12 protein-coding genes and 2 pseudogenes are annotated in these 12,667 nt (G+C 72.6%); 9 read left to right on the forward strand and 5 right to left on the reverse strand.

The features are described 5' to 3' along the window. Positions 1-123 precede the first annotated feature (123 nt). Entirely contained in the window at positions 124-810 is a 687-nt protein-coding gene (locus tag JYK04_RS07070) for a response regulator (RefSeq protein ID WP_189734032.1), read from the reverse strand. 558 nt (positions 811-1,368) lie between these two features. On the opposite strand from JYK04_RS07070, the gene JYK04_RS07075 reads away from it, so the two are divergent. Continuing rightward, positions 1,369-1,782, forward strand: coding sequence for a GNAT family N-acetyltransferase (locus JYK04_RS07075; RefSeq protein WP_308430986.1), 414 nt, complete (start codon positions 1,369-1,371; stop codon positions 1,780-1,782). Between the two features lie 18 nt (positions 1,783-1,800). Here JYK04_RS07075 and JYK04_RS07080 read toward each other — a convergent pair. Both JYK04_RS07080 and JYK04_RS41070 read right to left on the reverse strand, forming a co-directional pair. Further along, positions 1,801-2,089 (reverse strand): annotated as a pseudogene (locus JYK04_RS07080) (DUF1648 domain-containing protein); the annotation flags it as partial. Positions 2,090-2,286: 197 nt separating this feature from the next. Further along, positions 2,287-2,442: pseudogene (locus tag JYK04_RS41070) on the reverse strand (GntR family transcriptional regulator); the annotation flags it as partial. Between the two features lie 22 nt (positions 2,443-2,464). Between JYK04_RS41070 and JYK04_RS07085 the strand changes: the two are divergent. Further along, positions 2,465-2,998 (forward strand): hypothetical protein, encoded by a 534-nt coding sequence (locus JYK04_RS07085; protein WP_189734033.1) that lies wholly within the window; start codon positions 2,465-2,467, stop codon positions 2,996-2,998. 190 nt (positions 2,999-3,188) lie between these two features. On the opposite strand, the gene JYK04_RS07090 is transcribed toward JYK04_RS07085, so the two are convergent. After that, the gene (locus JYK04_RS07090; protein ID WP_189734034.1) at positions 3,189-3,371 is read right to left on the reverse strand and encodes a hypothetical protein; all 183 of its coding nucleotides are present in this window, start codon (positions 3,369-3,371) and stop codon (positions 3,189-3,191) included. 215 nt (positions 3,372-3,586) lie between these two features. Between JYK04_RS07090 and JYK04_RS07095 the strand changes: the two genes are divergently transcribed. From JYK04_RS07095 to JYK04_RS07110, 4 genes are all read left to right on the forward strand, one after another. Beyond that, positions 3,587-6,136, forward strand: a complete 2,550-nt coding sequence (locus JYK04_RS07095) for a tetratricopeptide repeat protein (protein ID WP_189734035.1) — start codon at positions 3,587-3,589, stop codon at positions 6,134-6,136. Positions 6,137-6,438: 302 nt separating this feature from the next. Continuing rightward, entirely contained in the window at positions 6,439-7,443 is a 1,005-nt protein-coding gene (gene dhaK, locus JYK04_RS07100; RefSeq protein WP_229875032.1) for a dihydroxyacetone kinase subunit DhaK, read from the forward strand. A gap of 52 nt (positions 7,444-7,495) precedes the next feature. Beyond that, the gene (dhaL, locus tag JYK04_RS07105) at positions 7,496-8,110 is read left to right on the forward strand and encodes a dihydroxyacetone kinase subunit DhaL (RefSeq protein WP_189734038.1); all 615 of its coding nucleotides are present in this window, start codon (positions 7,496-7,498) and stop codon (positions 8,108-8,110) included. After that, the gene (locus JYK04_RS07110) at positions 8,107-8,553 is read left to right on the forward strand and encodes a PTS-dependent dihydroxyacetone kinase phosphotransferase subunit DhaM (RefSeq protein WP_229875033.1); all 447 of its coding nucleotides are present in this window, start codon (positions 8,107-8,109) and stop codon (positions 8,551-8,553) included. The genes dhaL and JYK04_RS07110 overlap by 4 nt, the downstream gene beginning before the upstream one ends. Before the next feature lie 58 nt (positions 8,554-8,611). Here JYK04_RS07110 and JYK04_RS07115 read toward each other — a convergent pair whose 3' ends face one another. After that, the gene (locus JYK04_RS07115; RefSeq protein WP_189734040.1) at positions 8,612-8,992 is read right to left on the reverse strand and encodes an RNA-binding S4 domain-containing protein; all 381 of its coding nucleotides are present in this window, start codon (positions 8,990-8,992) and stop codon (positions 8,612-8,614) included. Between the two features lie 197 nt (positions 8,993-9,189). On the opposite strand from JYK04_RS07115, the gene JYK04_RS07120 reads away from it, so the two are divergent. The 3 genes from JYK04_RS07120 to JYK04_RS07130 all read left to right on the forward strand — a co-directional run bounded on the left by JYK04_RS07120 (position 9,190) and on the right by JYK04_RS07130 (position 12,665). After that, positions 9,190-9,585 carry a TOBE domain-containing protein gene (locus tag JYK04_RS07120; RefSeq protein ID WP_030730138.1) on the forward strand — a complete coding sequence of 132 codons (396 nt, stop codon included), beginning with the start codon at positions 9,190-9,192 and terminating at the stop codon, positions 9,583-9,585. Positions 9,586-9,742: 157 nt separating this feature from the next. Beyond that, the gene (gene modA / locus JYK04_RS07125) at positions 9,743-10,537 is read left to right on the forward strand and encodes a molybdate ABC transporter substrate-binding protein (protein WP_189734042.1); all 795 of its coding nucleotides are present in this window, start codon (positions 9,743-9,745) and stop codon (positions 10,535-10,537) included. 151 nt (positions 10,538-10,688) lie between these two features. Further along, complete coding sequence (locus JYK04_RS07130) at positions 10,689-12,665, forward strand: ABC transporter permease (RefSeq protein ID WP_189734047.1); 1,977 nt, start codon at positions 10,689-10,691, stop codon at positions 12,663-12,665. Positions 12,666-12,667: the final 2 nt, after the last annotated feature.

Here is a 12,667-nt window from a genome sequence, read left to right on the forward strand (position 1 = left end):
GGCCGAGGCTGCCGTCGTGGCGGTTCCTCTCCACCCGGGCCGTACGCAGGCCCTGCGTGCACGCCGGCATCCGGCTCAACCGTGCGCCTCACCAGGTACGTTGACGGCATCCACAGGCCTCGGTCACGCCTCGAAGCGGTACCCCATGCCCGGGGCGGTGATCAGATGACGCGGGCGCGACGGGTCCGCTTCCAGCTTCCGCCGCAGGTGGGCCATGTACACGCGCAGGTAGTTGGTCTGCGTTCCGCAAGAGGAACCCCACACCTCCTGGAGCAGACGCCGCTGGCTGACGAGCCGGCCCCGGTTGCGGATCAGGACCTCCAGCAGACGCCATTCCGTCGGGGTGAGCCTGATGCTCTCCCCTCCGCGCCTGGCCTTCTTCGCGAGCAGGTCGACGGTGAACTCCTCGGTCTCGACGACCGCGGCGTCCGCGGCAGCCGAGCCCTGTGTGAGAGTGCGGCGGGCGACGGCTTTCAGTCTGGCCAGCAGTTCGTCCATGCTGAAGGGCTTGGTGATGTAGTCGTCGGCACCCGCGTCCAAGGCCTGGATCTTCTCCTCGGAGCCGTGGCGGGCGGAGACCACCAGCACGGGCACCTGCGACCACACGCGCAGCCGCTTGATCACCTCGATCCCGTCCATGTCGGGGAGCCCGAGGTCGAGCAGGACCGCGTCCGGGCATCGAGCCGCAACGGCATCCAGCGCCGTGCCCCCGTCGTGCGCGCAGTCCACGTCGTACTTCCGCGCCTTCAGATTGATGACCAGCAACCGCGCAAGCTGCGGTTCGTCATCCACCACCAGCACCCGGGTCATCGGCGCCCCGCCTTCCTGTCATGCGTACGGTGGAGATCCGGGCCGGCCCATCGGCCCTGCGCCGGAGGTGACGGCCGGACCGTGATGCGTCCCCGCTCCAGTCCGACCCCCCACGATCCGGACTGGGCGTGATCTCGGCGACGATCACTCGCCGCCCTCCAACCTCAGTCTGCGATCACCACCGGGAGCCGATACGCCACGTTGACAACCCTCTTACGGCGATCCCGTGCTTCTTGACGCGCCGCTGATGCCAGTCCCGGGAGGCCTCGGGTCATGCCGGTATCAGAGCTGTGTCAAGGACTGGCCGACCGTCTTGAGCCCTGCCTCGCACGGCAGTTGGATGAGTGATGTGAACAGCGTTCTGCGCCACGACGACCGGCCACCGCATACGGTGCGCCCGGCCCCGCGCGCTGCTCACCTGCCGGTGCGCTGACGCACCGTTCCCGATCCGCGGCCGCCCGCCCCCACCCGCATAGCGGGCGGCCGCTCCCGCCCGGCGCCGGCACGGGAGCGCACCGCTCCCCGGCACAACAACCCACGCACCACCGGGGAGAGTTGATGACCGAGGACGTTCCGGCGCTGGCCGATCTGCACTCCGAGAACGCCTGGATTCACGCCAGTTGGGGTGGACCCGCCGGGCTCGCCGCCTCAGGCCATGCCTGGGCCGCCTTCGCCAAGGGCCGGATCCGCTCCGTCGCCTGCGCCTACTTCCTCGGCAGCGCCTACGAGGACATCGCGGTCGTCACCGCGCCCGATCGCCGCCCCGAACGTCTCGCACTGGCCTGCGTCGCCGGACTGACGGCCGACATCCGGGCACGGGGACACACGGCAAGCTGGTGCTGCTCGCGCGACAACCGGCCCAGCAGGCTTCTCGCCTGGACGGCCGGCTTCCGGCTGACCCGCGAATACCTCCACCACGCCACCGGCCGCGCCCTGGTGCGCAGGACCCGGCCGGCCCCGGTCCACGTGTGAGCCGGGGCCGCAGGCGGCTCAGCGGGTGCGCTGCGCACTCAGGGCGCTCAGCAGGGCGGCCCCGCGTTCGGCGTCGTCCATGCTCACCGCGAACTCGCGCCCCCGCCGGGGGTGGATCACCAGGCACTCGCCGCTGCGGAGCATGACCGTCGTGCCCAGCCCACTCAGCCGGTACCACCTGGCCGGGGGTACGGCTTTCGGCACGCGCCGATTCGATGTCCTGGGCGGACCAGCGCCGCACCGGCCAGCCGACCCGATCGAAGGCCACGCGCAGGCCCTTCTCGGTGACACGCGCCTGCAGGGTGGCGCACGAACCTCTCGCCGGCCGGAGTCTCCATGCTCGGACCGCTCACGACCACGCGCGACGCCGCAGACCGACCCCGCCGGACAACAGCCCGGCGGTCGCTCCCCCACCCCACCGACCGAGCACGACGACCAACGGCCCTGATCGCCGCGGCCCAGACTCCAACTCCCCACCGCACCCCGGCGCTTCCGCTCCGTCCCCTCGGTCACGCCGTACCCCAGATGCGCTGCATCACCGACCAGTTCGCGCAGGCGGTCGAGCAGCACCGACCGCTGGTCCGCCCCCTCGGCCACGGTCACACCGCGCCCGCGCCGGAACTCCAGCAGCCCCTCGTCACGCAGCGCGCGAAGACCACGGCATCTGTGTCAGGCTGCGGGCGTGAATTGGACATTCAAATGCCATGGCGGTGTCGCGGCTGCGCTGGGCGCCGCGCTGTTGGTGCTGGCCGCGCTCACCTGGCTGCCCGGGACCTTGCCGCTGCCGGTGTCCGGGTGGCCGATGGCGGCGATTGCCGTGCTGCTCTTCCCGATCTTCGTATCCGCCCTGGTGCGTATGTTCCTGACGCGCGCGGACCGGCACACGGTATGGCTGGCGTTCAGGTGCCTTCCCCGCAAGGCGCAGATGGGGCTTGCGGCGTTGGCCATGTCGGGTGTGGGGATCACGGTCATCAGCGCGGCCGGGGAGGGGAACCTGCAGGCTGCCGAGGTGAAGGACGGCCGGTACCTCGCCTTCGACGCCACGCCGCTCGCACGCGGCACGGTCGAGATCTCCCAGGGTCAATACCAGGCTGTCCTGGAGAGCGATCAGCGCAGCATGCTCGCCATCCCCGGCGTGCTCTTGATCAGTGCTGCATATGTCGTCCTGGCAGCAGGAGAGTTGCGCCGGGCAGACCGATACTCCACGCCCTCGTGACTCGCACGGAACGGTCCCGGATCCCTGTCGTCGCCGGACGGCGGTGGGTGGTGTCGCTGATGCGGTGTTCGTCGTAGAACCGCTGGAGTCGGGCCGCCTCGACCCGGATGAGGTCGCGGCGAAGCAGCCGGTCCTCCGGCCGGCCCGTGGCGCGGACGTGGTGGGCGCCGAGGCGTACGCCATCGGTCCGTCAGCGGTAGGCGCTCACCGCGGCGATGTAGAGGGCACAGGCACTGCCGGTGGCTCCACCGCCGAGGAGGAGGGCGAGCGCGGGAGGAGTGCCGGCACGCCAGGCGGTGAAGGCCGCAGCGCTGCCGACGTGGAGCGCCGCGGACAGGGCCAGGAGAAGCGACAGGAGCTGAGTGGCAGCCATCAGGTGTCCCATTCGGTCGGTACCCCCTGCTTGGTGAGGGCTCGGTCGGGAGGCACGTTGCCCGTCGGGAGGGGTGTCCGGCTGCCTCCCGCAGGGAATCGGACGGCTCGGGTGCGTTCTCGCCGACAGGGGTCCTAGGCTTCGGATGTCCGGTGGCGGCTGTTCGCGACGGTCCGTCCGGTCGGCGATGGCAACGGGAGACGGGGGCGGGCCGGATGGAGGATCTGTCCTCGCAGTTGCGGCGGGTCGGCGCGCTCAAGCGCCATCGGCTGGGCGGCGAGCCCTCGGACCGCCGTCTCGCGCGGACCGCAGGGGTGTCCCACGGGACGCCGGGTGCGTGGCTGGACGGCCGGCAGCTTCCGCAGCGCATCGATACGCTGCTGGCCGTCCTCGGTGGGATCCGGGCCGAAGCGGCCCGCAGGGGACTCCTGGCAACCCGGGTCGACGCCTCGGGTGAGGACACCGTCGCCGAGCTGCTCGACGAGAGGCGTTGGCGTGCGGCCTTCGAAACGGAGCGTGCGCACCGGAGTGAGCGTTCCCGACGGGACGCGGAAGGCCGGCAAGCCCAGGCCGCGTCAGAGCGCGACGCGCTTCGGGCCCGCCAGGCAGCGCTGACGGATCGGCCCCGCCCGGTCAGGTCCTGGTCTGCGGGCCGGTTGGGTGTCCATCCGGCGATCCCCGGTCGCGGGCACGCAGGGGCGCACGGCGCCGCGTTCGTCCTGCCCCGCTACGTGCCGCGGCGTCACGACGTGCGATTGCACCGCCTCCTTGCCGCGGCCGTCACCGACGGGGCGGACCCGGTCCTGGTGGTCGTGCAGGGATCGTCCTGCACGGGAAAGTCCCGCACCGCCTACGAGGCCCTCCAGGAGGCCGTCCCGGACAGCTTCGACCTGGCTTTTCCGGGCGACGCCGACAGCCTGCTCGCGGTACTGGCGGCCGATGCCCTTCCCCCGCGGAGCGTGCTCTGGCTCAACGAGGCCCAGCACCACCTCGCCGGTCCCCAAGGTGAGGCGGTGGCGGCCGCATTACAGCGGCGGCTGGACGGCGACGGACCGCTCCTCGTGATCGCCACGCTGTGGCCCGAGTACGCGGAAGCGCTCACCCGCCCGGCGCCGCACTTCGAAGACGTCCACCGCCATGCTCGGGCCCTGCTCGCCCAAGCCCAATGGGTCGACCTGCCACGGACGTTCGCCGAGGATCTCGACGCGGCGCGGGCCGGCGCCGCCTGGGACCCTTCGCTGGCCGAGGCCGTGGCGGCCGGTTCCTGCGAGCTCACCCAGGTGCTCGCTGCCGCACCGGACCTCGTACGACACTTCGAGCAGCCCGCCGGACCTCACGGCCCCTACGGCAATGCGCTGATCAGCGCCGCGATGGATGCCCATCGACTCGGTGTGCTCGGCCCTCTCCCCCTGGCCTTCCTCGAAGCGGCCGCCGCCGGCTACCTGACCGACGGCGAACGTGCCGCTGCGGGTCCCGACTGGTGCGGCCACGCCCTGGCCCGCGCCCGAACCCTGATCAAGCACACCACCAGCCCCCTGCAGGACGTCCCCCACCCCACCGGCATGGGAAAGCTGCCCGGCACGGCACGCCTCGCGGACTACCTCCAGCACTACGGACGCCGCGCCCGCCGGTTCCTCTGCCCGCCCGATTCGTTCTGGAACGCGGCACGCGAGCACCTCACCGCCCCCGAAGGGCTGCTCCGTCTCGGTGATGCGGCGCAAAAGCGGGCCAGGTACTTCCACGCCGCGCAGCTGTACGGCGCCGCCGCCGACGCCGGAGAGCCCTACGCCCTGATCCGCCTGGGCCACATGCGGGAGGAGGCCTTGGACATCGAGGAGGCCGAAAGGCTCTACCGGCTGGCTGCCGGCGCAGGGAACACCGACGCACTCCTCCACTTGGCATCGATGTGGGAGGACGCATGGATGTGGGAAGAGACCGAACAGCTCTACCTGCAGGTTGCCGCGGCAGGCGATCCGGACGCACTCGCCTACGCGGGACTCATGTGGGAAAGCGCCGGGGAGCCCGACAGGGCCTGGGCAGCGTACGAGCGTGCCCTCCGGTCGGGAGACACCGACGTGCTGATCCCCATGGCCCGCATGCGGTGGAACGAGGGCCGTGTGCAGGAGGCCGCCGACCTCTATCGGCAGGCATACGACGCCGGCAACGCGGACGCGCTCAACCAGCTGGTCTGCCTGTGGGAGGAAACCGGGCAGCAGGAAGAGGCGGACCGGCAGCTCCGCCTGTTCGCCGATGCCGGAAACACCGGGGCTTTGCTCGGCGTGGCCTTCATGCTGGGCCGAGCAGGCAATCGCGAGCGGGCGGAACAGCTCTACGCGCAAGCTGCCTCGGCCGGCGACGACCGTGCCTGGTTCCTGCTCGCGGCCATGTGGAAGAGGGCCGGCGATCTGAAGAAGGCCGAGTCCTGCTTCCGCAGGGCCGCGGCTGCGGGGGACGTCACCGCGCTCCGCCTGCTGGCCGGCCTGCGGGAGGCGGCTCTGGACCCTACGGAAGCGGAGCGCCTCTACTGGCAGGCTGCCAATGCCGGAGACGAGAAGGCCCTCGCATGCATGGCCCGGCTACAGGAGGCGGCCGGCAACCGCGAACGCGCCGAACAGCTGTACCGGATGGCCGCCGACACCGGAGCGGAGGCAGCAGTGATGTCGCTGGCGCGTCTGCGGAACGGATCCGAGGAGGCGTACATGCAATATGGCCTGACCTCGGACGGGACGGTGAGCGAACCGTGGGAATGGCCCCTTGTGCCATGAGCGTGTCCGAGCAGGACGGCCACGACGAACTCGCCTGGAGGGCGGCCTGGGCCCGGTGCCACGCCCGAGACCCCCGTCTGCCTGTCGCTGCGGGGCGGGCTCCCCTACCGTCGACGTGAGCGGTGTGCAGTCGGCATGTCGCCTGACGGGTCGCCGCAGAAGTCGGCAAGAGGTCGCACCAGTACCGCCGGAACCCGCTTCCAGACGCCGGGGACCACCGAGACCAACATCCGGGTCTACCCACTCTGAGCTGCGAAGACACTGCTCAGAGAGTCACCTGTCAACCTCGCCGGGAGATATCCGTGAGAATGCTGATCAACAGCCCGCAGACCGTGGTCGCCGACGCCCTGCGCGGGATGGCGGCCGCCCATCCCGAGCTGGACGTCGACGTGGAGCGGCGGGTGGTCGTACGGCGGGACGCGCGGTCGGGCGGGCGGGTCGGAGTGGTGTCCGGGGGCGGGTCCGGGCACGAGCCGCTGCACGCCGGGTTCGTGGGGTACGGGATGCTGTCGGCCGCATGTCCCGGGGAGGTGTTCACCTCGCCGGTGCCCGACCAGATGGTGCGGGCGGCCGCGGCGGTGGACTCCGGCCAGGGGGTGCTGTTCGTCGTCAAGAACTACACCGGGGACGTGCTGAACTTCGAGATGGCGGCCGAGCTCGCCGAGGAGGACGGCCTGCGGATCGAGCGCGTCCTGGTCGACGACGACGTCGCGGTGACCGACAGCCTGTTCACCGCGGGTCGACGCGGTACCGGGGCCACCCTGTTCGTCGAGAAGATCGCCGGGGCGGCCGCCGAGGAGGGGGCGCCGCTGGAGCGGGTCGCCGCGCTCGCCCGGCGGGTCGACGCGTGCTCGCGGAGTTTCGGGGTGGCGCTGAGCGCGTGCACCACTCCCGCGAAGGGCAGCCCGACCTTCGACCTGCCGGACGGGGAGCTGGAGTTGGGCATCGGCATCCACGGCGAACCGGGCCGGGAGCGGCGCCCGATGATGTCGGCGCGGGAGATCGCGGAGGTCGCGGTGGGCGCCGTACTGGAGGAGCTGGCGCAGATCGGTCCGGCCGACGGGCCGGTGCTGGCCCTGGTCAACGGGATGGGGGCGACACCGCTGCTGGAGCTGTACGGGTTCCACGCGGAGGTGGCGCGGGTGCTGGCCGAGCGCGGGGTGCCGGTGGCGCGGGCGCTCGTCGGGAACTACGTCACGTCGCTGGACATGGCCGGGTGTTCGGTGACGCTGTGCCGGGCCGACGAGGAGCTGCTGCGGCTGTGGGACGCGCCCGTCCGGACCGCGGCGCTGCGCTGGGGTCTGTGAAACGTATGGTGTCGGTGGGACTGGCCAGACGGGTGCGAGGCGAGGAGATCCGGTGCGTGACGCAGAGTTCTTCCGGCGCTGGATGGCGGCCGCCGCGGCCGCGGTGGAGCGGGAGGCGGACCGGCTGACGGAGCTCGACTCCCCCATCGGCGACGCCGACCACGGGAGCAATCTGCTGCGGGGGTTCACGGCCGTGCTCGCCGCCCTGGAGGCGGAGCCGTCGGCGGCGGCGCCGGGCGCGGTGCTCCAGCTGGCCGGGAGGACGCTGATCTCGACGGTCGGCGGGGCGTCGGGACCGCTGTACGGGACGCTGCTGCGGCGCACGGGCAAGGCGCTCGGGGAGTCGGCCGAGGTGTCGGACGCGGAGTTGCGCGAGGCCCTGTCGGAGGGGGTCGGGGCGGTGGCGCAGCTGGGCGGGGCGGCGCCGGGGGACAAGACGATGCTGGACGCCCTGGTGCCGGGGGTGGCCGCGCTGGGTACGTCGTACCGGGCGGCCGGGAGCGCGGCGGAGAACGGGGCGCTGGCGACGGTGCCGATGCAGGCGCGCAAGGGGCGGGCCAGCTATCTGGGCGAGCGGAGCATCGGGTACCAGGATCCGGGGGCGACCTCGTCGGCGCTGCTGCTGGGGGCGCTGGCGGACGTGGCGGAATCGGCGGGTGCGCGGTGACGGGCGAGCAGGTGGTGGCGCCCGGCCCCGGATCCGCCGCCGGCCCGGCCCTGGTCGGCATCGTGCTGGTGTCGCACAGCGCTCGGGTCGCGGAGGCGGTGGCGGATCTGGCGCGCGAGCTGGCGGCCGGCGGGACCGTGGCCCCGGTGGCCGCGGCGGGCGGCACCGCCGTCGGCGGGCTCGGCACGAGCGCGGAGCGGATCGTCGCGGCCGCCCGGGCGGTGGACCGGGGCGCCGGAGTGGCCCTGCTGGCCGACCTGGGGAGCTCGGTGCTGACGGTGAAGGCCCTGTTGATGGAGGACGAACTCCCTCCGGGGTCCTGGCTGTTGGACGCGCCGTTCGTCGAGGGCGCGGTGGCTGCGGTGGTGACCGCGTCCACCGGGGCACCCCCGGCGGAGGTCGCGGCATCCGCCGCCGACGCGTACACGTACCGCAAGACCTGACCGCGGACGGCATGACCGGACGGCCCGGCCGACAGGACACCCCCTGGCCGGGACGGCTCTACGGACGTCCGCGGAGGGTTTCGATCTCGCGGCGCTCGCGCTTCGTCGGGCGGCCCGCTCCCCGGTCGCGGATGCCGACCACGGCGGCCTCCACGGGCGTCGGCGGCGGCGGGCTGTTGTCGATCAGGCATTCGGCGGCGACCGGGGCGCCGACCCGCTTGGACACGGGCCGCTTGACGACGACGATCCGCTCGCGCCCCGCGTGGAAGAGCCGCACCTCGTCCCCCGCGCGCACGGGCTGCGCCGGCTTGGCGCGCTCCCCGTTGACCTTCACGTGGCCCGCCCGGCAGGCGGTCGCCGCGATCGAGCGGGTCTTGGTCAGGCGCACGGACCAGATCCACGCGTCGACCCGTACCGTGCCCGTTACCTCATCAGCCATGCCCCGACTCTAGTGCCGGCGCCCGAAAGGTTCACCGGATTGCGAAGCCCGGCACGGCACCTCGCCGCGGCACTGGCGATCCCGCTGCGGCGGAACGGAACGAGTTTTGGCGGATGCGCCAAGAAGTATGGCATCTGCCATGGAGATCAGGCCAAGAGAATTGCAAATGCGCCACACGTACGCCTACGTTGTCGCCCATGCAGTCCTACACCATCGGACAGGCGGCGCGTCTGCTGGGCGTCAGCCCGGACACCGCCCGCCGCTGGGCCGACGCCGGCCGGGTCGTGACCCATCGCGACGAAGGCGGCCGACGCCTGATCGACGGACGCGACCTGGCCGCCTTCTCCGTCGAGGTGGGCCAGGGCGCCCACCTCGAGGACGGGGAACCGTACACCTCGGCGCGCAATGCCTTTCCCGGCATCGTCACGGCCGTCAAACTCGGCGACGTGGCCGCCCAGGTGGAGATCCAAGCAGGTCCCCACCGCCTGGTCTCGCTGCTCACCCGTGAGGCCGTCGAGGAGCTCGGGCTGGAGGTCGGAATGCAGGCCACCGCCCGCGTGAAGTCCACCAGCGTGCACATCGACCGCACCTGATCCGGACGGCGCCGCCCACCGCCCGCCCGCGGTCCCCCGCACCACCCGCTCGGCATCACCGAACGTCCCCACCCGCTCCGCCCGTCACCGGCGCGGGTCACCACCGCGCGGCTCCGGCAGAAAGCCGGCCGCCGACCCGACCGAGGAGCATCTGCTCATGTCCCCGATCACGATCCGCCGTCGTACCGCCGCCGCCGCGCTGACCGCCGCCCTGCTCGTGCCGCTGGCCGCCTGCGGCGGCAAGAGCGACGACAAGGCCGCCCCCGAGACCACCCCCGAGCCGAAGGCCGTGAACCTGACGGTGCTGGCGGCCTCCTCCCTCACCGACGTCTTCAAGACCGCGGGTGAGGAGTACCAGAAGACCCACCCCGGCACGAAGATCACTTTCTCCTTCGCCGGCTCGCAGGAGCTCGCGGCCCAGGTCAAGCAGGGTGCCCCGGCCGACGCGCTGGTCACCGCCGACACCAAGACCATGGACGGGCTGAAGGCCGAGACCGGTGACGCCACCGTCATCGCCAAGAACCGTCTGGTCATCGCGGCCGCCAAGGCCAACCCGTTCAAGATCGACGAGCTCAAGGACCTCGCCGACACCAAGATCAAGGTCGTGCTCGCCGCGCCCGAGGTCCCGGTCGGCCGCTACAGCAAGCAGATCCTCGACGCCCAGAAGATCGAGGTGAAGCCGGTCTCCCAGGAGCCCAACGTCCGTGCCGTGCTGAGCAAGGTCGAGCTCGGTGAGGCCGACGCCGGTCTCGTCTACAAGACCGACTCCGCCAAGTCCGGCGACAAGGTCGTCACCGTCGAAATCCCGGACGACCAGAACGCCGTGGCCTCCTACCCGGCCGCCACGCTGAAGCAGTCCAAGAACGCCACGGACGCGGCCGCCTTCGTGGCCTGGCTGAGCTCCCCCGAGGCGCAGAAGATCCTCCAGGACGCCGGCTTCCAGAAGGCGTAACCGCCGGACGACCCACACCCCCTGAGGGGCTGCCTGAACCGGGGGGACAGGCAGCCCCTCCCGGCGTTCTCGCGGACGGGCCCCCGGACCCGCCGCCGACCGCCGGCCGCCTACGCCTCCCCCGCAGCCGACACCCCAGCCAGGAACCCTCATGAGCAGACTCAGCAGCCGAGCCGACCGGCGCGGCGGCATACGCGTCCGTACCCGTGCCCGCACGCGGCCCCCGCTGGCCCTGGCGCTCCCCGCACTGCTCGCCGTCGCGTTCCTGCTGCTGCCGCTCATCGGCATCCTCGTCCGCACGCAGTGGGGCGAGCTCGGCGCCCACCTCACCAGCCCCGGCGTGGTCGAGGCCCTGAAGCTCTCGCTCCTGGTGTCCCTGTGGGCCCTGGCCTTCTCGCTGCTCCTCGGTGTACCGCTCGCCTGGCTGCTGGCCCGCGTGGAGTTCAAGGGCAAGGCCCTGGTCCGTTCCCTCGTCCTGCTCCCGATGGTGCTGCCGCCGACCGTCGGCGGTGTCGCCCTGCTCCTCGGTTTCGGCCGGCGCGGGCTGCTCGGGCCCTGGCTGGAGGGCACCTTCGGCATCACCCTGCCGTTCCACACGTCGGGCGCCGTCGTCGCGGCCACCTTCGTCGCCATGCCGTTCCTGGTGATCAGCCTCGAAGGCGCCCTCGGCGGTCTCAAGCAGAGCTACGAGGAGACCGCCGCCTCGCTCGGCGCCTCGCCGGTCCGGGTGTTCTTCACCGTGACCCTGCCCATGGTCACCCCCGGCCTGATCGCCGGGGCGGCGCTGACCTGGGCCCGCGCGCTGGGCGAGTTCGGGGCGACCATCACCTTCGCCGGCAACCTGCCCGGCACCACCCAGACCCTGCCGCTCCAGGTGTACCTGCTGCTGCAGGACAAGCCCGAGGCCGCCACCTCCGTCTCGCTGCTGCTCCTCGCGATCGCGATGGGCGTACTGATCGCCCTGCGCGGACGCTGGACGGGCACCCCGGTGGCCCGCGAGGCCGCCTCGGCTCCGGTCCCCGAGGAACCGCCCGCCTCCGACGGCGACACCATCACCGACGGCGGCGACACCACGCTGCCCCACGACAGCGGCCGCTGGTCCCTGCACGCCGAGGTCACGGGCTTCAACGAGCTCACCCTCGACGCTGAACCCGGCACCACCATCGCCGTGGTCGGCGAGAACGGCGCCGGCAAGACCACCCTGCTGCGCGCCCTGCTCGGCCTCACCCCGCGCGCCCACGCCGCACTGCGGCTCGGCGACGACGACGTGACCACCCTGCCCCCGCACAAGCGCCAGGTGGCCTGGGTGCCGCAGGACGGGGCGCTGTTCCCGCACCTGACCGCCGTGGCCAACACCGCGTACGGGCTGCGCGCCCGCGGGGTGCCGCGCGCGCAGGCCCGCCGCGAGGCCCAGGCCTGGCTGGACCGGCTGGGCGTCCTGCACCTCGCCGACCGCAGGCCCGCGCAGCTGTCCGGCGGCCAGGCCCAACGGGTGGCGCTGGCCCGGGCGCTGGCCGCCCGCCCCCGCCTGCTGCTCCTGGACGAACCGCTGGCCGCACTCGACCAGACCACCCGGGCCCGGGTACGGCACACCCTGCGCACCCACCTCGCCGGCTTCGGCGGGGTCTGCCTCATCGTCACCCACGACCCCGTCGAAGCCGTCTCCCTGGCCGACCGGGTCCTCGTACTGGCCCACGGCCGGGCCCTCCAGGACGCACCGCCCGCCGAGGTGACCCGGCACCCGCGTTCCCCGTGGGTGGCCCGGATGCTGGGGCGCAACGCCTGGCCTGGCACCGCGTCGGCCGACGGGCTCGCTCTCGCGGCGGGCGGTCGGCTGGTGGTCGCCGAGACGCTGCCCGAGGGGGCGAAGGCGCTGGCGATCATCGCTCCGGAGGCGGTCTCGGTGCACCGGGACCGCCCGGGCGGCAGCCCCCGCAACGTCTGGCCGGGCACCGTACGGGAGATCACCGCGGTCGGCAGCCGGCTGCGCGTGCTGATCGCCTCGGCGCAGGCGCCCGACCTGGTCGCCGAGATCACCCCCGACGCGGCGGCCGAACTGGGCATCGTGGACGGCGCCGCGGTGTGGACGAGCGTGAAGGCCACCGAGGTCACACTGGTACGCCTCTGACG

The organism is Streptomyces nojiriensis (assembly GCF_017639205.1).
Lineage (GTDB): Bacteria > Actinomycetota > Actinomycetes > Streptomycetales > Streptomycetaceae > Streptomyces > Streptomyces nojiriensis.